Here is a 16,157-nt window from a genome sequence, read left to right on the forward strand (position 1 = left end):
ATGGCCCCATGGACAACCTGCCCGGCCTCCCGACCCTCGACCGCTGCGCCGTGATGGGGGTGGTGAACGTCACCCCCGACTCCTTCTCGGACGGCGGCCTGTGGCTCGATCCGGCCGCGGCGGTGGCGCACGGCCTGCGGCTCACCGCCCAGGGCGCCGACCTGATCGACGTCGGCGGCGAGTCCACCCGGCCCGGCGCCCGGCGGGTCACCGAGGAGGAGGAGCTGCGCCGGGTCGTCCCCGTCGTCCGTGAGCTCGCCGCCGCCGGCGCGGTCGTCTCGGTGGACACCATGCGGGCGAACGTCGCCGCCGCCGCGGTGGAGGCCGGCGCCCGGCTGGTCAACGACGTCTCCGGCGGCCTCGCCGACCCCGGGATGGCCGAGGTGGTCGCCGCCACCGGCGCGCCCTTCGTGGTGATGCACTGGCGCGGCCAGTCCGCCGACATGGACTCCCTCGCCGTCTACGACGACGTGGTCGCCGACGTCACCGCCGAACTCACCGCCCGGGTGGCCGCCCTGCTGGCCGCCGGCGTCAAGGAGGAGCAGCTCGTCCTCGACCCCGGCCTCGGCTTCGCCAAGACCTCCGAGCACAACTGGGCCCTGCTCGGCCGGCTCGACGCGCTGACCGCGCTCGGCCGCCCCGTGCTCGTCGCCGCTTCGCGCAAGCGCTTCCTGGGTACGCTGCTCGCCAACCCGGAAACCGGGGAGCTGCGCCCGGCGAGGCAGCGGGACGACGCCACCGCGGCGGTCTCCGTGCTCTCCGCCCGGGCCGGCGCCTGGGCCGTCCGGGTGCACGACGTGGCCGGCACGGCGGACGCCGTACGAGTGGTCGCGGCCTGGCAGCAGGCCGCCCGAAGGGGGTAGGCGTGGCAGGAGCCCGGCAGGAGGCACAGTGCGGGACGACGACGAGGCCGGCCCGCCGATCGGAGACGGCGCGATGAGCGGCGACCGGGCGGCGGCCCTGGAAGTGGACCGCGAGGCCGTCCTGGCGGCGAACCAGGCGCTCTACGAGGCACTGGAGAACGGCGACCTGGAGGCCGTCGAGGCCATCTGGCTGGGCGCCGGGGACGCCGACGACAAGACCGGCGTGGTCTGCGTCCACCCGGGCTGGCCGGTGCTGCGCGGGCGGGCCCAGGTGACCCGCTCGTACATGCTGATCATGGCCAACACCGAGTACATCCAGTTCTTCCTGACCGACGTCGAGTGCGAGGTGCAGGGCGATGTGGCCCTCGTCACCTGCACCGAGAACATCCTCTCCGGCGGCGAGGCCGAGGAGGAGGGCGAACTCGGCCCGCTGGTCGGCGGCAAGGTCGTCTCCACCAACCTCTTCCGCCGCACCCAGGACGGCTGGCGGATCTGGTCGCACCACGGCTCACCCGTTCTGACCAGCGGAGACGACGAGGACGAGGACTGACCCCGGAGGAGGGCCCCGCAGCGTCGCCGGAACGGCACGAAACGTTCACGTCAATCGCCGATCCGGCGCGCGTGGCGCCCCGCCCTGCCGGGTAGACGGTCTGGACCGCGGACACCCGGAGGTAGATTCGAGGGACGGCGGGCGACGGTGCCCGCCTTCGCCCTGTCCTCGGTCGGGGCCGTCTTCTGGGAGCAGTGATTCGTTTGCTGGACCGCGTCACCCTGCGGGGCCTGCGTGCCCGCGGCCACCACGGCGTCTTCGAACGGGAGCGCATCGAGGGCCAGACCTTCGTCGTCGACCTCGTGCTCTTCCTGGACACCCGGCCGGCCGCGGCGGGCGACGACCTCACCAAGACCGCCCACTACGGCGTGATCGCCGAGGAGGTCACCGCGGTGATCGCCGGCGACCCCGTCGACCTGATCGAGACGCTCGCCCAGCGCATCGCCGACCAGTGCCTCAAGCACGAGCCCGTCCAGGAGGTCGAGGTCACCGTGCACAAGCCGGACGCCCCGATCACCGTCCCGTTCGACGACGTGACCGTCACCATCCACCGGGGCCGCGCATGACGTGCCGGCTGCCCCGCCCCCGAGCCGCAGAGGGAACCCGATGAGCACCAGTGACCCGACCGCCTCGCCGACCACGTTCGACCTGGAGCGCCGGGTGGACAGTGCCGACTCCACCCTGCAGACCGTCCGCCACGCCGCGATCGCCCTCGGCGCCAACCTCGGCAACCGCCTGGAGACCCTCCAGGGAGCCGTCGACGCCCTCGCAGACACCCCGGGCATCAAGGTGACCGCGGTCTCCGGAGTGTTCGAGACGGACGCCGTCGGCGGCCCCGCCGACCAGCCGTCCTACTTCAACGCCGTGGTGCTGCTGCGCACCACGCTGCCCGCCGAGTCGCTGCTGGAGCGCGGCAACGCCGTCGAGGACGCGTTCGGGCGGGTCCGCGAGGTCCGCTGGGGCCCGCGCACCCTCGACGTCGACATCCTCGCCGTGGAGGGCGTCCTCAGCGACGACCCGCACCTGCTGCTGCCGCACCCGCGCGCCCACGAGCGCGCCTTCGTGCTCGCCCCCTGGCTGGACGCCGACCCCGCGGCCGAGGTACCCGGCCGCGGCCAGGTCGCCGACCTCCTGAAGGAGCTCGGCGGCGAGGACGCCCAGGGCGTCCGCCGCCGCGCCGACCTGCAGCTGCGCCTGCCCGAGTAGGACCGCCGCACGGCCCGGCGGGCGGGAACTTCCCCGCCCGCCGGGCCGTCCGTACAGGTGGCGCGCGACGGCCCGGTACGGTGGGCACGCACCGCCGCACCGCGACGGTCCGTCAGGGACAGCAGTCCGTCGCCTCCGCCGGGAAGGACATCGTCCGCGTGAAGCCGCTCCGTCTGCGCCTGCTGCTCGGCATCACCGCCGTGGCGGGGGTGCTCTCCTGGTCCGGGGCCAAACTCTGGGGGTCGCTGGGCAGTCTGCCCGGTGTCCCGGCCGCGGCACCGCTGGTGCTCGCGGCGGTCGCCGTGGTGCTGCTCGCCACCGCGATCTCGCTGCGCTCCCGGCTGAAGGCGGTCCGCGAGCGGCAGCCGGACGCCAAGGGCGTGGACCCGCTGCACGCCGCCCGCGCCCTGGTGCTCGCGCAGGCCAGTGCACTGGTCTCCGCGGTGGTCACCGGCATCTACGCCGGCACCGGGGTCTACCTGCTGGAGCAGCTCGACATCGCCGCCCGCAAGTCGCAGGCGGTCACCGCCGGCTTCGCCGTCCTGGCCGGCGCCGCCGTGATGGCCGCCGCGCTCTGGCTGCAGCACATCCTCCGGCTGCCCGAGGACCACGACAACGGCCGGCACCACCCGGCCGAGCCCTCCCCGCGCTGACCCCGCCCCTTCCGGGGTCCGGCCGCTCCGGACCCCGGCGCGGGGTTCAGCGCGGCGGCACCGCGGTGGTCTCCGCGCCCCGCCCGGCGACCACCCGGCCGATGTTCTCCAGCGAGGCGGACGGCCCGTCCGGTGCCGCGTCGAAGTACGCGGAGTGGCTGGCGAACGGGTGCTCGGGATCGCCCGGTGCCACCTCGAAGCGGTGCGCACCGAAGCCGGCGTCCGCCGGGTCCCGGCCGAACCACAGCTCGTCCGGGCCGACCGCCTGCCCGAGCGCCGCCGCGGCCGGGCCGCCCAGCAGCATCCCGCCGGCCACCCCGGAACCGGCCGGCAGCCGGCCGACCGGATCGTGCTCGGCCACCCCGACGTACACGTGGCCGGCGCCCACCTTCAGTCCGTCCGCCCGGTCCACCCCGGCCCCGGGACTGCCCACCAGCACCACGTCGTCCATCCCGGTGCCGTCCTGCCGGGCGGCGAGCCCGACGACCAGCGAACCGTAGCTGTGCCCGACCGCGGTGACGTGCGCCGGCTCCCCCGGCCGGGCCGCCCGCAGCCCGCCCAGGAAGCGGTTCAGGTCGGCCGCGCCGGCCTTCGCCCGGGCGTCGCCCGCCACCTCGGCGGAGCGCAGGCTCAGCCCCTCGTTCGGCGGGGCGTCGTAGCCCAGCCACACCATCGCCGCCGTCGTCCGGCCGCCCCCGCAGCGGGCCGCCGCGGTGCGGATCCGCTCCGCCCGCTCGGCGTCCCCGCGACCCGCGGCGGCCAGCTCGGTGCCGAAGCCCGGCACGTACACCGCCACGTCGTCCGCGGTGTCCGGGTCGCCGTACCCGAGGACGGCCCGGCCCTGGCCCTGTGCACCGAGCGCGAGCAGCAGCAGGTCGCCGCCCGCCGGATCGCCCTCCGCCAGCCGGGCGGCGACCGCCCGCAGGCCCTCCCGCAGCGGGCCGGACAGCACGTCCGGGTGCTCCAGCAGCCGGGACAGCTGCAGCCGGTTGGCGCGGTCCCGGTCGCGGGCGGGCAGCCCGTCCAGGGCACCGACCAGGTCCGGTCGACCCTCCGTCAGGGCCGCACGGGCGCCCGGCGCCAGACCGCGCCACCAGGCGGCGACCTCACCGGGGCCGGCGCCGGGCGGCGGCAGCAGCGCCCGCAGCGCGGCGTTCAGCGGCTCCCGCGGGTCTGACAGCCGGCCGAGGCCCGCCACCGCCGCGGCCGGCGTCAGCGCCCGGCCGTCCCGCGCCGCCGCGGCCAGTGCCGTCAGCCGCTGGGCAGCCGCGGCGTCCGCCCGCTCCGCCGCCGCGACCGCACCCGCGGGATCGCCCGGCAGCGCCGCCTGCGCCACCGCGAAGGCCTCCGCCGCCTGACGCAGCGTCTCCTGGACGAGCGTCAGCTCCACCCAGGCCGCCTGCAGCCGGCCGGTGGCCCGGTCGACCGCGGCACCCGCCAGCTCGGCGGCCCGGCCCTGCCAGCCGGAGCCGTGCACCCGGCCCGCGGTCTGCCGGGCCCACGCCTGGTGGTGCCCCTCCAGCGCGGCGGCCAGGGCACCGTACGCGGCCGCGGCGGCCGGCAGTTCGGCCGGCCGGGCGGCGGCCAGCGCGGCGGCGTCCACCTCAGCCCGCCGGGGTGAGGTTGCGACGGACGGACTCGTCGGCGGCGGTGTAGCCGTCGGCCGTCCGCACCAGATCGGCGCCGATCGTGCCGAGGTCGTCCGCCAGCCGCTCGAACAGCCGGTGCCACGCGTCGGCGCAGTCCCGCAGCGCGGCGGCCGTCCGCCAGCCCGGCAGCGCCGCGGCCGCCGCGTCGGCCGGGCCGAGCACCGCACGGGCATCGGCGCGCAGCTGCTCCGCGGTCCGCCGGGCGGCCTGCCCGGCCGCGGTCAACTCTCCTGGGTGCACACGGAAACCGGGGGACACGGGCGCCTCGCTCAACGGTCGGAATGACGCCCGCCATGGTAACGGCCCGTGATCGCACCGGAGCGCCGAGTATTTCCGACGGGCTGTCAAGAGCCGAATGAGTGGCGAGGCTGACAGGGCCCCGATTCGCACGCTAGTTTCTTGGCATGTCTCGTGGACGCCACCGTCATTCCTCCGTCCTCGGCCGCTACGCGCCACCTGTCGCCATCGGTGTGCTCGTGCTCGCCGCCGTGGCCGCGTTGGTGGCCACACCGGATCCGGTGGTGGCGCGTTCCGTCGGCGTCGCCGCCGTGGTCGCGGCCGTCGGGCTCGGCCTCCTGCTGCGCCAGCGCGACCGCGCGGCCCGCGCCGCCCTGCAGCTCGCCGCGACCAGGCGGCTGCGCCTGGAGGAGCGGTTCGAGGAGCAGCTCGCCGAGGCCGAGTACGCGGCCGAGGTCGCCGAGGAGCGGGCCACCCGCTTCGGCCGCCGGCTGACCGCCGAGAAGTCCCGGCTCGCCAAGGCCGAGACCGAGATCGCCCGTCTGCTGCGCGAGCGCGCCGTCGCGGTCGCCGAGCAGGCCATGCGCGAGGCCGAGGCCGCCAAGCGCGCCCTGGAGGCCGCCCGCCCCAAGCACCCGGCCAGCCCGGCCGCGTACGTGCGGGCCGCCGCCGCGCTGCGCCACCTGGAGCGCGTCGGCAACGAGGCGGAGGCGCGCCGCCGCGAGGGCGAGGCACGGGCTCAGCTGGAGCTCCGGCCGCGGATGCCCGAGCCGGTGCCCGTCGCCCGCCCGAAGGCCCGGGAGACCGCCCCGGCGGCCGTCGTGCCGGCCCCCGGGCCGGCTGCCGACCGGCCGCTCACCGCACCGCCCGCGCTGCGCCCCCGCACCGGCACCGTCGTGTCCGCCGCTCGCGTCCGGGCGGCCGGGCGGGGCCCCGGATTCAGCTTCTTCGGCCGGCCCGCCACCGCCGCGGCACTGCGGGCCGCCGCCCCGGCGCCCGCCGTCGGCGACCTGGCCGACCTGGCCGACGTCGTCGGCGACGAGGCGCTGGCCGAGAGCGTCCGCTACGCGGCCCCCGCGGCGGAGGCCCTCCTCGTGGAGCAGGCGCCTTCGGCCGAGCAGGCCCCCCCGGTGGAGCCGGCCCGGACGGAGCCGGCCCCGGTGGCGGACGCCGAGCACGGCCGCCCCGAGGTGGTCGACCTGACGCCGCACGAGGACACCGAGATGCTGCAGCTCCCCGAGCTGCGCGCCGGACGCTCCTGACGGCAGGCGCAGGCACCGGCACGAACGTGGAACGGGCGATGCCCGGGAATCCGCTGGATTCCCGGGCATCGCCCGTTCGTGGCGCGCCGGAGGTTGACGGACCGGCAGGCTGCCGGCGCGTCAGACGTTGACGCCGAAGTCCTGCGCGATGCCGACCAGGCCCGAGGCGTAGCCCTGGCCGATGGCGCGGAACTTCCACTCGGCGCCGTTGCGGTAGAGCTCGCCGAAGATCATGGCGGTCTCGGTGGCGGCGTCCTCCGACAGGTCGTAGCGGGCGATCTCGGCGCCGCCGGCCTGGTTGAGCACGCGGATGTAGGCGTTGCGGACCTGGCCGAAGCTCTGGCCGCGGCTGACCGCGTCGTAGATCGAGACCGGGAAGGTGATCCGGGTGACGTCGGCCGGCAGGGCGGCCAGGTTGACGTTGATCTGCTCGTCGTCGCCGGCGCCCTCGCCCGTCCGGTTGTCACCGGTGTGGACGACCGTGTTGTCCGGGGTGGCGGTGTTGTTGAAGAAGACGAAGTGACGGTCGGAGTACACCTTGCCGTCGTTGTTCAGCACGATCGCGCTGGCGTCGAGGTCGAACTCCGCACCGGTGGTGGTGCGGACGTCCCAACCGAGGCCGACGGTGATGGCGGCCAGGCCGGGGGCCTCCTTGGTCAGCGAGACGTTGCCACCCTTGGAGAGGCTCACGGGCATGGTGTGTGTGTCCCTTCGGTCGCTTTTGTTCGGAAGAACGCTGCTCGCGGGGGCCATGGTTCCAGGCCCGGCCGAATTTCTCGTACGAACCGTCGCTCAGCGGCGTGCCGCGGGCGCGCGGGGCCGGCGGAGCGCCGGTCAGATCCGGGGGAAGCGGCCCTGCACCGACCAGATGTTCGGATTGTCGGCCAGGCCCTCGTGCAGGTCCGTCAGATCGGCCAGCACGTCCTGCAGGAAGTCGCGGGCCTCGCGACGGAGGTCCGCGTGGCGCACCACCAGCGGCTCGGCGTCCCGCAGCCAGGTCGCGGTGACCTCCACCCAGCCGAACCGGCGGGCGAACCGCAGCAGCTCGGTGTTCTGGGTGAAGTCGAGGTCGGCGGTCCGCACGGCGGCGGAGCGGCTGCCCTGCGGGTCCTCGTCCAGCTGCTCGGCGATGTCGCACAGCGCCCAGGCGAAGTCCAGCACCGGCACCCAGCCCCAGCGGGTCTCCACGGCCCCGCCGTCCACCTCCAGGTAGACGTCGCCGCAGAACAGGTCGTACCGCAGGCTCCGCACGGGGGCCTGCCGGTAGTCGGTCTGCGGCGGGTCGGGGAAGCGGTTGGACAGGGAGTACCCGAGCTCGATCACCGCCTCATTCTCGCAGGAACGGGCAGTGCCCCCGGAGGGCGGCGACCTCGGGGGGCAGCCGCCAGGTGCCCCCACGCGCCGCTGGAGCCGCTCCCCTTCCGTGCGGTTAACCGCGTGACCTCGGGGCGGCGGAGCGGGATGATGGACGCATGTCCGAGCCCATCCGCGTACGGGGGTCGGTGGTCGTCCCCGACGCCGAGCTCGTCTGGCGCTTCTCGCGTTCCTCCGGTCCCGGCGGCCAGCACGTGAACACCTCCGACACCCAGGTCGAGCTGCGCTACGACCTGGCGGCGTCGGCCGCCCTGCCCCCGGTGTGGAAGGAGCGCGCCCTGGAGCGCCTCGCCCACCGCCTGGTGGACGGCCGGGTGCTGGTCGTGCGGGCCTCCGAGCACCGTTCGCAGTGGCGCAACCGGGAGACCGCCGCCGCGCGGCTGGCCGCGCTGCTCGGCGAGGCGACCGCGCCGCCGCCGAAGGCGCGCCGGGCGACCCGGCCGAGCCGCGGCATGGTCGAGCGCCGGTTGGAGAACAAGCGGCACCGCGCGCAGCTGAAGCAGGGCCGGTCCCGGGTCCGACCGGCGGACTGACGCTGCGTCGGGCCGCGGGCCGGCGGGGGCGGTGGCTCAGGCGAGCTTGCGGTAGTCGCCGCGGAAGTACAGCAGCGGCTTGGCGCCGGGCTGCTGCACCCGGGCCTCCAGCACCCGGCCGATCACCAGGACGTGGTCGCCCGCGGTCACCCGCTGCTCGGTGCGGCACTCCACGGTCGCCAGTGCGCCCTCGATCAGCGGGGCGCCGCTGTGTTCCCCGCGGCGGTGCGGGGTGTCGGCGAAGAGCAGCCGGTCGCTGAGCCGGCCCTTCATGGCGAACCGGGAGGCGGCGGTGCGCTGCTCCTCGGCGAGCAGGGAGACGGCCCAGGTCTCGGCGCGGGTGAGCACGTCGTCCATCCGGGAGTCCTCGCGGACCGAGACCAGCACCAGTGGCGGCTCCAGCGACACCGACAGGAACGAGGTCGCCGTCATGCCCGCGTCCTCGCCGTCCTCCGGGTCGTTGGCGGTCACCAGGGCGACGCCCGAGGCGAGCTGCGAGAGGGCGGCCCGGAACTCGTCGGGGCCGGCCGTACGGATGGGCGAGGGTTGCGAGGAGGTGTGCACGTACCGCACGGTAGTCCGCGCCCGCGCGGAGCGGAATCGGGCCCTGGTCGTAGGACCGGGGGCCGGTACGGGCCGCCCTGTCGCGGCCCGTTGTCCGGGTTCGTCATGGTTCGTGGCTGCCCGGAGCGGAGTGGGCACGGGCAAGTGATGTGATTTGAGTCACAAGTGACGGCCTATTGCTGACCGAGCGTGCCTATCGCTGTGCTCGCTGTGATTCAGTTCTTCTGGCAATCGGACGATAACCACCACCGCCAATCCGAAGCAGCCGGGGAGCCCCCGCATGGAAGCCGAGTCGGAGCCCTACGTCCGCCTCGCGACCCTCCGCACCTTGCACCGGGTCGTGGCGGACCTCAACGCTGCCCGCAGCCTGGCCGGCACGCTGCAGGCCGTGGTGGAGGGCGCCGTGCACGGGCTCGGGTTCGACGCGGCCGCGGTGAGCCTCGTCCGACCCGACGGCGACCTGGTGGTGGCGGCGGTCTGGGAGGTCGAGGAGAGCGGGGTGGGCGGCCCGGCGGTGCTGCTCGGCCAGGTCGGCTCCCGGGAGTCCTGGGACCGCATGCTCAGCGTCAGCGACCACTGGGGGACGCTGCGCTTCCTGCCGTACGACCGGGGCTGGGCGATCGGCACCGACGTGCCGACCTGGACGGGCGACGGCCCGCTGCCGGTCTACGCCAACGACTGGCACCCCCGCGACTTCCTCTTCGCGCCGATGTACAGCGCCGGCGGCGACCTGCTCGGGGTGCTCTCGGTCGACCGGCCGCGCAGCGGCAAGCGGCCCGGCGCCTGGACGCGCGAGGCCCTGGAGATGTTCTCCCTGCAGGCCTCCATCGCGATCGGCAACGCCAGGCTGCGCGCCGAGATGCAGCGCGCGCTCGCCCGGCTGGAGAAGGAGCAGCAGGCACTGCGGGCCAGCGAGGAGAGCTTCCGTCAGGCCTTCGAGTACGCGCCCAGCGGGATGGCCATCACCGAGCTGCACGGCGCCGCGCGCGGCCAGCTCACCCGGGTCAACGACGCGCTGTGCCGGCTGCTCGGCCGCCCCCGGGCGACGCTGCGCCGGCAGAGCTTCGCCGACCTCGTCCACCCGGAGGACCTCGCCCTGCTGCAGCGCACCAGTGCCGAGGGCGGCCGCGCCGAGCTGCGGCTCTCCCGCCGGGACGGCGGCTACCAGTGGGTCTGCCTGCGCAACTCGGTGGTGGCGGACGCCGGCGAGGGCCCGAGCTTCCTGCTGACCCACGTCGAGGACATCGAGGACCGCAAGCGCCACGAGCTGCAGCTGGCCCACCGGGCCAGCCACGACGCGCTGACCGGCCTGCCGAACGGCGCCGAGCTGCGCACCCGCCTCGGCCGCCGGCTGTGCAGCCTGCCGCCCGCCGCGGCCGCCGGGCACGGCCCGGCCTTCGCCCACCCCGAGTTCTCCTACAGCGCGCACACCGCCTACGACGGCCCCGGCGGCCCGACCGCGCTGGCGCACGGCTACGGCACCTCCGACCCGGCCTTCGACCGCGACCTGGAGGCCTTCGCCGCGGGCGAGGTGCTCAGCCGCTTCGACCACGACCCGGCCCACGTGCACACCGTGGTGCCCACCGAGCAGCCCGACGGCCCGGAGCCGTGGAACGGCGGGCACGGGGCACACCGCGCGCCGGGCACGCCGGACAAGGGCCTGGCGGTGCTCTTCTGCGACCTGGACGGCTTCAAGTCCATCAACGACCGGTTCGGCCACAACGCGGGCGACGCGGTGTTGATCGAGGTGGCGCGGCGGCTGCAGCAGGCCGTCCGCGAGGGGGACACCGTCGCCCGGCTCGGCGGCGACGAGTTCGTGGTGCTGGCCGACGGCATCGGCCGCGAGGAGGCGAAGGACCTCGCCGGCCGGCTGCGGAACGCGATCATCCCGCCGATGCGGATCGACAACCGGGCGATGCGGGTCGGTGTCAGCCTCGGCATCGGCTGGGCGGGCTGCGGCATGTCGATCGAAGAGGTGCTGCACGCCGCCGACGAGCGGATGTACGACGAGAAGCGGGCGCGTGGAGGTTCGGTGAGGGGAACGCGGGGGGAGCGTTCCCACCGTCGCGCCGGTTAGCACATCCCTTGATCGGCTTTCCCCGCGGTGGGCCCCGGCAGGTAGGGTGCCGCTGGTACGAGCGTCCATCATCTGCCCGGGGAGTGTGCACCGTGACCACGGACGGCAGCAACGGCGCGCCCGAGGGCGCGGGCGACGACGACCCGTTCGCCTACCTCTACCGCCCGGCCGACGGCTCCGCCGCGCCCACCCAGCCCCGCAGCTCGTACAGCCGACCGATGGAGGTCGGCCGCGCGCAGTACGGCCAGCAGGCGGCGGCCCGCCCCCAGCAGCCCTACCCGCCGCAGCCGTCGTTCGGTCAGGCCTCGCAGACCACGCCGCTGCCGCCGCAGCAGAGCCGGTACGCCGAGCGCTCCCGCCCGCAGCCGGGCGAGGACCGGCAGGGTTCGGGCCGCGGCAAGGGCGCGGTGATCGGTGCGGTGGCCGTGATCGCCGCCGTGGCGATCGGTGTGGGCATCGCGCTCTCCACCGGCGACCCGGGCAAGAAGGACAAGGCCGCGCCGAACCCGACGGCGGCCTCCGCGCAGGCCTCGACGGGCGCCCCGGCCTCGCCCACCGCGTCGGCGAGCCCGACGCCGGACGGCAAGCCGGTCTCCGACGCGTCCAAGCTGCAGGCGCAGAACGCCCCGGCGGCGAGCAGCGTGAAGGGCGCGGTCTCCGCCGACGGCAGCTACCTGACCCTGCAGGGCGGCTCGACGGTGACCTGGACGGTGACCGCCCAGCAGGCCGGCCAGACCAAGTTCTGGCTGCACTTCAACAACACCGGCTCGGACACGCCCGCGCAGGTCACCGTCAACGGCAAGGACCACCCCGGCGGAGTGACCTTCAAGAACTACTCCAAGGGCAATTCGGACGCGAACCGCGCCTGGTACAGCACCAACATATGGCCGCAGCTGGTGGCCGGGACGAACACCCTGACGGTGACCCTCCCGGCCGGCAGCGGCAGCATCCTGCTCGACCAGGTCGCGCTGACCGACATGTCGGTCAGCGAGTACCCGAAGAACTGACGACGGCGGCGAGGCGGGCGACCGCGGCGGCGGCCGCCGCGCGCCCGTCCGCGAGGTAGCGGCGCGGGTCGGTGACCCGCCCGTCCGCGGCGAGGTGCTCGCGGACGGCCCGGGTGAAGGCGGTGTTGAGCGCCGTCCCGATGTTGATCTTCACCAGACCGGCGGCGATGCCCGCGGACAGCTCCCCGTCGGGGACCCCGGAGCTGCCGTGCAGCACCAGCGGCACCGGGACGGCTGCGGCCAGGCGGCCGATCAGCGCGTGGTCCAGGACGGCGGTGCGGGTGGTCATCGCGTGCGAGCTGCCGACCGCGACGGCCAGCGCGTCCACCCCGGTGTCCTCGACGTAGTGGGCGGCCTCCGCCGGGTCCGTCCGGGCGCCCGGGTCGTGCGGGGAGAGCGGCGGCTCGCCCTCCTTGCCGCCGATCCGGCCGAGTTCGGCCTCCAGGTGCAGCCCGTGCCGGTGCGCCCAGGAGACGGCCTCGGCGGTCGACTTGACGTTGTCGTCGTGCGGCAGCCGGGAGGCGTCGTACATGACGGAGGAGAAGCCGGCCGCCGGTGCGGCGTGCAGCAGGTCGAGGTCCTCGACGTGGTCGAGGTGGAGCGAGAGCGGCACCCCGGCGGCCGCGGCGATCTCGGCGCAGGCGCGGGCCAGCGGCAGCACCCGGCCGCCGTGGTGGCGGACGGCGTTCTGACTGATCTGCAGCACCGCGGCGGTACCGGCGCGTTCGGCGCCCTCGGCGACGGCCTGGGCGTGCTCCAGGCTGATCACGTTGAAGGCGGGCAGGCCGCGGCGGTCGGCCGTCGCCCGGGCGAGCAGATCGGCGGTGGCGGCAATGGGCATGGGTGTCCCCCAGGGGGTGAGTGACGGGACGCAGTGCCGCCACTCACCCCCGTGGGACGGGGGATCAGACCGAGGAGACGGTCCTGGCGAGGCGGTCCGCGCCGGTGATCCACTCGCCGCGGCGCATCACCGCGACGAGGTCGTACGTGAGCGAGTCGAGGACGACGAGGTCGGCGTACTTGCCGGTCTCCAGCGACCCGACCGAGTCCGCCAGGCCGAGCAGCCGGGCCGGAACGGTGGACAGGGACTCGACGGCCTGGCCGAGGCTCAGGCCGTTGACGGTGACGGAGCGCCGGAACGCCACGTCGAGGGTGAGGGTGGAGCCGGCGATGGAGCCGCCCTCGACCAGCCGCGCGACCCCGTTCTCCACCCGGACCTCCAGCGGCCCGAGCGGGTAGAGGCCGTCGCCCATGCCGGCCGCGCCCATCGCGTCGGTGATCAGCGCGACCCGGCCGGAGCCGGCGGTGCCGTAGGCGAGGTCCAGCACCGAGGGGTGCAGGTGGACGCCGTCGTTGATCAGCTCGACGGTGACCCGCTCGTCCTCCAGCAGGGCGACGATCGGGCCGGGGGCGCGGTGGCCGATGGCGGGCATCGCGTTGAAGAGGTGGGTGGCGACGGTCGCGCCCGCCTCGATGGCCTCCAGGGTCTTCGCGTAGTCGGAGTCGGTGTGGCCGACCGCGGCGATCACGCCGAGGTCCGCGAGCATCCGCACGGACTCCAGACCGCCGGGCAGCTCCGGGGCCAGGGTGACCATGCGGGCGGTGCCGCGGGCGGCGTCCACCACCTTGCGGACGACCGCCGGGTCCGGGTCGCGCAGCAGCGCCGGGTCGTGTGCACCGCAGCGGCCCGGCGAGATGAACGGGCCCTCGAAGTGCACGCCGGCCAGCACGCCGTCCTCGACCAGCTCGGAGAGGACGGCCGCCTGCCGGCAGACCTCGTCGATCTCGCCGGTGACGGTGGAGGCGACCGTGGTGGTGGTGCCGTGCGCCAGGTGGGTGCGCGCCGCGACGAGCGCCTGCTCGGCGTCGCCGGCGGCGTACGAGGCGCCGCCGCCGCCGTGCACGTGCAGGTCGACGAAGCCGGGAACGACCGTGTACCCGGTGAGGTCGACGTCGGCGAGGTCCGGCTCGCCGCCCAGGGCCGCGATGCGCGGGCCCTCGACGGTGATCCGGCCGTTCTCGACGACGCCGCCGGGGAGGACGAGTCGGGCGCCGGCCAGGGCAATGCGGTCCGCGGTCACGCGGTCACCTCCGTGGAGAGCAGGTCCCAGGCGAGCAGACCCGCTCCCAGGGAAGCGGCGGTGTCTCTGAGCTCGGCCGGGACGACCACGGGGGGCATCTGGAAGGTCAGCCGCTCGGAGACCGCCGTACGCAGCGGTGTGAAGAGCGTGTCACCGGCCTCGGCCAGCCCGCCGCCGACGATCACCGTGGACGGGTCGAGCAGGCTCTGTGCCAGCACGATGCCGTCCGCGAGGGCGTCCACGGCGGTCCGCCAGACCTCGGCCGCCCGCGGGTCGCCGGCCTCGACGGCGGCCGCGCAGGCCGCCGCGTCCGCGTCCGGGTCGCCGCAGGCGTCGGCCCAGGCCCGGGAGACCGCGGAGGCCGAGGCCAGGGTCTCCAGGCAGCCGCGGGCGCCGCAGCCGCAGGCCGGTCCGCCGGGGCGGACCACCACGTGGCCGATCTCGCCGCCGTAGCCGTGCGCGCCCGCCTCGATCCGGCCGTCGATGCCGATGGCGCCGGCGATGCCGGTGCCCAGCGCGACGAACAGGAAGCGGTCCACGCCGCGGCCGGCGCCGATCCGCCCCTCGGCCAGTCCGCCTGTGCGGACGTCGTGGCCGAGGGCGACGGGCAGGCCGCCGAGCCGCTCGCCGAGGAGCTTGCGCAGCGGCAGGTCGCGCCAGCCGAGGTTGGCGGAGAAGACCGCGATCCCGTTCTTCTCGTCGATCGTCCCCGGCACCGCGACTCCGGCGGCGACGGGAGCGCTCCCGAGACGGGTGCGGCCCTCGTCCGCCAGTTCGGCGGCGAAGTCGAGGATGGCGGTGACGACGGCGTCCGTGCCGTGCTCCCGCCCGGTCGGCCTCCGTGCTTCGAGCAGCACTGAGCCGTCCTGGGCGAGCAGCGCGGCTTTCATGCCGGTGCCGCCCACATCGAGTGCGATGACGTGCTTCACGGGGGACAGTCTCCCTTGAGCCGGTCCGAGAGGTCTAGTCCAGTTGCGTGATTGGTCTGGTCCATGACGGTGACGTTTGTCGCCATTGCGCCGCAGCTGAGAGGTTTGCTCCTTCCCGGCCCACCACCCTTCTCATGCCCCGTCCGGGGCCAGTACCACCGACCGGGTCAGGTTCCGGGGCCGGTCCGGGTCCAGTCCGCGGGCCGCGGCGACCGCCAGGGCGAGGCGCTGCGCCCGGACGAGGTCGGCCATCGGGTCGATGCCGTCCGGCCCCGAGCCGGCCACCAGCAGCGCACCGGTCGCGCCGACCTGCGCGGCCAGCCCGGCGGGCAGCGCGCCGAAGGCGACCACCGCGCGGCCGGGTGCGGCGATGCTGATCGGCCCGTGCCGGTACTCCATCGCCGGGTAGGCCTCCGTCCAGGAGAGCGAGGCCTCGCGCATCTTGAGCGCCGCCTCCTGGGCCAGGCCCGCCGTCCAGCCGGTGCCGAGGAAGGAGAACTGCTCGCAGTCGACCAGCCCCGCCGGCAGCGCGTCCTCGACCGCGGCGCGCGCGTCCTCGGCGGCGCGGGCCACCGTGCGGACCCCGGCGGGCAGTGCGCCCTCGGTCTCCAGGTGGGCCCGGAGCAGCGCCAGGGCCGTGGTGGCGAACCGGGTCTGCACCACCGAACGCTCGTCGGCGAAACCGAGGTCGACCACGGCCCCGGCGAGCGCGGTGACCGGCTGCGAGGTGTCCGCGGTGATCGCGGTGGTCGGCGCCTTCGCCCGCCGGAGCAGGTCCAGCACCTCGGTGGTGGTGCCGGAGCGGGTGATCGCCAGCATCCGGTCGTAGCCGCGGCCGGCCGGGAACTCGGAGGCGGCGAAGGCGTCCGTCTCGCCGTGGCCGCCGGCCTCGCGCAGCGCGGCGTACGCCTGGGCCATGAACCAGGACGTGCCGCAGCCGACCACGGCCACCCGCTCCCCGCGCTGCGGCAGGGCGGCGGACGACTCGGCGGCCAGGGCCGCCGCCGTGCGCCAGTCGGCGGGCTGGGTGGCCAGCTCCTCGGCGGTGAGGGAGGGCAGGGGCATGGGGCGGCTCCTCGGGCAGATGCGCCGGATCGGACAGGAACTGCAGGAACTGCGTGAAGATGATTGATTTATAGCTCTTTCGCGCAGCAATGCGCAACGGTGCGCGC

18 protein-coding genes are annotated in these 16,157 nt (G+C 75.3%); 9 read left to right on the plus strand and 9 right to left on the minus strand.

All coding sequences use genetic code 11. The annotated features are described in order from the left end of the window. The first annotated feature begins 8 nt into the window (after positions 1 to 8). The 5 genes from folP (at position 9) to AB0O09_RS08510 (ending at position 3,272) form a co-directional block, all read left to right on the plus strand. On the plus strand, positions 9 to 863 hold the full coding sequence (folP, locus tag AB0O09_RS08490; protein ID WP_363540789.1) for a dihydropteroate synthase: 855 nt from the start codon (positions 9 to 11) through the stop codon (positions 861 to 863). 73 nt (positions 864 to 936) lie between these two features. Further along, positions 937 to 1,413, plus strand: a complete 477-nt coding sequence (locus tag AB0O09_RS08495) for a nuclear transport factor 2 family protein (RefSeq protein WP_344622615.1) — start codon at positions 937 to 939, stop codon at positions 1,411 to 1,413. Positions 1,414 to 1,619: 206 nt separating this feature from the next. Further along, positions 1,620 to 1,979 carry a dihydroneopterin aldolase gene (gene folB / locus AB0O09_RS08500; RefSeq protein WP_095875504.1) on the plus strand — a complete coding sequence of 120 codons (360 nt, stop codon included), beginning with the start codon at positions 1,620 to 1,622 and terminating at the stop codon, positions 1,977 to 1,979. A 40-nt stretch (positions 1,980 to 2,019) separates the two neighbouring features. Then, a complete protein-coding gene (gene folK / locus AB0O09_RS08505) occupies positions 2,020 to 2,619 on the plus strand; it encodes a 2-amino-4-hydroxy-6-hydroxymethyldihydropteridine diphosphokinase (protein WP_363540790.1) in 600 nt (199 codons plus the stop codon). A gap of 158 nt (positions 2,620 to 2,777) precedes the next feature. Then, entirely contained in the window at positions 2,778 to 3,272 is a 495-nt protein-coding gene (locus AB0O09_RS08510; RefSeq protein WP_363540791.1) for a DUF3180 domain-containing protein, read from the plus strand. Between the two features lie 46 nt (positions 3,273 to 3,318). On the opposite strand, the gene AB0O09_RS08515 is transcribed toward AB0O09_RS08510, so the two are convergent. Together AB0O09_RS08515 and AB0O09_RS08520 are read right to left on the minus strand one after the other, a co-directional pair. Further along, complete coding sequence (locus AB0O09_RS08515; protein WP_363540792.1) at positions 3,319 to 4,875, minus strand: alpha/beta hydrolase; 1,557 nt, start codon at positions 4,873 to 4,875, stop codon at positions 3,319 to 3,321. A gap of 1 nt (position 4,876) precedes the next feature. Next, entirely contained in the window at positions 4,877 to 5,146 is a 270-nt protein-coding gene (locus AB0O09_RS08520) for a hypothetical protein (protein ID WP_363540793.1), read from the minus strand. Positions 5,147 to 5,325: 179 nt separating this feature from the next. On the opposite strand from AB0O09_RS08520, the gene AB0O09_RS08525 reads away from it, so the two are divergent. After that, positions 5,326 to 6,420 carry a hypothetical protein gene (locus AB0O09_RS08525; RefSeq protein WP_363540794.1) on the plus strand — a complete coding sequence of 365 codons (1,095 nt, stop codon included), beginning with the start codon at positions 5,326 to 5,328 and terminating at the stop codon, positions 6,418 to 6,420. Between the two features lie 120 nt (positions 6,421 to 6,540). Here the strand turns inward: AB0O09_RS08525 and AB0O09_RS08530 are convergent, their stop codons facing one another. Next, positions 6,541 to 7,116, minus strand: coding sequence for a TerD family protein (locus AB0O09_RS08530; RefSeq protein WP_030268801.1), 576 nt, complete (start codon positions 7,114 to 7,116; stop codon positions 6,541 to 6,543). A gap of 138 nt (positions 7,117 to 7,254) precedes the next feature. Next, positions 7,255 to 7,743, minus strand: coding sequence for a hypothetical protein (locus tag AB0O09_RS08535; RefSeq protein ID WP_363540795.1), 489 nt, complete (start codon positions 7,741 to 7,743; stop codon positions 7,255 to 7,257). A gap of 149 nt (positions 7,744 to 7,892) precedes the next feature. Here AB0O09_RS08535 and arfB point away from each other — a divergent pair, with 149 nt between their 5' ends. Then, positions 7,893 to 8,327, plus strand: a complete 435-nt coding sequence (gene arfB, locus AB0O09_RS08540) for an alternative ribosome rescue aminoacyl-tRNA hydrolase ArfB (protein ID WP_344622561.1) — start codon at positions 7,893 to 7,895, stop codon at positions 8,325 to 8,327. Between the two features lie 36 nt (positions 8,328 to 8,363). Here the strand turns inward: arfB and AB0O09_RS08545 are convergent, their stop codons facing one another. Continuing rightward, positions 8,364 to 8,891 (minus strand): flavin reductase family protein, encoded by a 528-nt coding sequence (locus AB0O09_RS08545; protein ID WP_363540796.1) that lies wholly within the window; start codon positions 8,889 to 8,891, stop codon positions 8,364 to 8,366. Between the two features lie 280 nt (positions 8,892 to 9,171). Here AB0O09_RS08545 and AB0O09_RS08550 point away from each other — a divergent pair, with 280 nt between their 5' ends. Further along, positions 9,172 to 10,968 carry a diguanylate cyclase gene (locus AB0O09_RS08550; protein WP_363540797.1) on the plus strand — a complete coding sequence of 599 codons (1,797 nt, stop codon included), beginning with the start codon at positions 9,172 to 9,174 and terminating at the stop codon, positions 10,966 to 10,968. Positions 10,969 to 11,060: 92 nt separating this feature from the next. After that, positions 11,061 to 11,975, plus strand: a complete 915-nt coding sequence (locus AB0O09_RS08555; protein ID WP_363540798.1) for a hypothetical protein — start codon at positions 11,061 to 11,063, stop codon at positions 11,973 to 11,975. On the opposite strand, the gene AB0O09_RS08560 is transcribed toward AB0O09_RS08555, so the two are convergent. The 4 genes from AB0O09_RS08560 to AB0O09_RS08575 form a co-directional block, all read right to left on the minus strand. After that, positions 11,953 to 12,816, minus strand: coding sequence for a class II fructose-bisphosphate aldolase (locus AB0O09_RS08560; RefSeq protein ID WP_363540799.1), 864 nt, complete (start codon positions 12,814 to 12,816; stop codon positions 11,953 to 11,955). The two genes, AB0O09_RS08555 and AB0O09_RS08560, sit on opposite strands and share 23 nt — an antisense overlap. 64 nt (positions 12,817 to 12,880) lie before the next feature. After that, positions 12,881 to 14,056 (minus strand): N-acetylglucosamine-6-phosphate deacetylase, encoded by a 1,176-nt coding sequence (gene nagA, locus AB0O09_RS08565; RefSeq protein WP_344622556.1) that lies wholly within the window; start codon positions 14,054 to 14,056, stop codon positions 12,881 to 12,883. Further along, positions 14,053 to 14,985 carry an ROK family protein gene (locus tag AB0O09_RS08570; protein ID WP_344622555.1) on the minus strand — a complete coding sequence of 311 codons (933 nt, stop codon included), beginning with the start codon at positions 14,983 to 14,985 and terminating at the stop codon, positions 14,053 to 14,055. Before AB0O09_RS08570 ends, nagA begins: the two co-directional genes overlap by 4 nt. A 132-nt stretch (positions 14,986 to 15,117) precedes the next feature. After that, positions 15,118 to 16,050, minus strand: coding sequence for a sugar isomerase (locus AB0O09_RS08575; RefSeq protein WP_363540800.1), 933 nt, complete (start codon positions 16,048 to 16,050; stop codon positions 15,118 to 15,120). Positions 16,051 to 16,157 lie beyond the last annotated feature (107 nt).

Source organism: Kitasatospora sp. NPDC093679 (assembly GCF_040683455.1).
Classification (GTDB): Bacteria; Actinomycetota; Actinomycetes; order Streptomycetales; family Streptomycetaceae; genus Kitasatospora; species Kitasatospora arboriphila.

What these genes read in the sequence shown, in the direction of transcription:
- folP (WP_363540789.1), top strand. Translation starts at nt 9, where the DNA reads ATGGACAACCTGCCCGGCCTCCCGACCCTCGACCGCTGCGCCGTGATG.
- AB0O09_RS08495 (WP_344622615.1), top strand. Translation starts at nt 937, where the DNA reads ATGAGCGGCGACCGGGCGGCGGCCCTGGAAGTGGACCGCGAGGCCGTC.
- folK (WP_363540790.1), top strand. Translation starts at nt 2,020, where the DNA reads ATGAGCACCAGTGACCCGACCGCCTCGCCGACCACGTTCGACCTGGAG.
- AB0O09_RS08525 (WP_363540794.1), top strand. Translation starts at nt 5,326, where the DNA reads ATGTCTCGTGGACGCCACCGTCATTCCTCCGTCCTCGGCCGCTACGCG.
- AB0O09_RS08530 (WP_030268801.1), bottom strand. Translation starts at nt 7,116, where the DNA reads ATGCCCGTGAGCCTCTCCAAGGGTGGCAACGTCTCGCTGACCAAGGAG.
- arfB (WP_344622561.1), top strand. Translation starts at nt 7,893, where the DNA reads ATGTCCGAGCCCATCCGCGTACGGGGGTCGGTGGTCGTCCCCGACGCC.
- AB0O09_RS08550 (WP_363540797.1), top strand. Translation starts at nt 9,172, where the DNA reads ATGGAAGCCGAGTCGGAGCCCTACGTCCGCCTCGCGACCCTCCGCACC.
- AB0O09_RS08560 (WP_363540799.1), bottom strand. Translation starts at nt 12,816, where the DNA reads ATGCCCATTGCCGCCACCGCCGATCTGCTCGCCCGGGCGACGGCCGAC.
- AB0O09_RS08575 (WP_363540800.1), bottom strand. Translation starts at nt 16,050, where the DNA reads ATGCCCCTGCCCTCCCTCACCGCCGAGGAGCTGGCCACCCAGCCCGCC.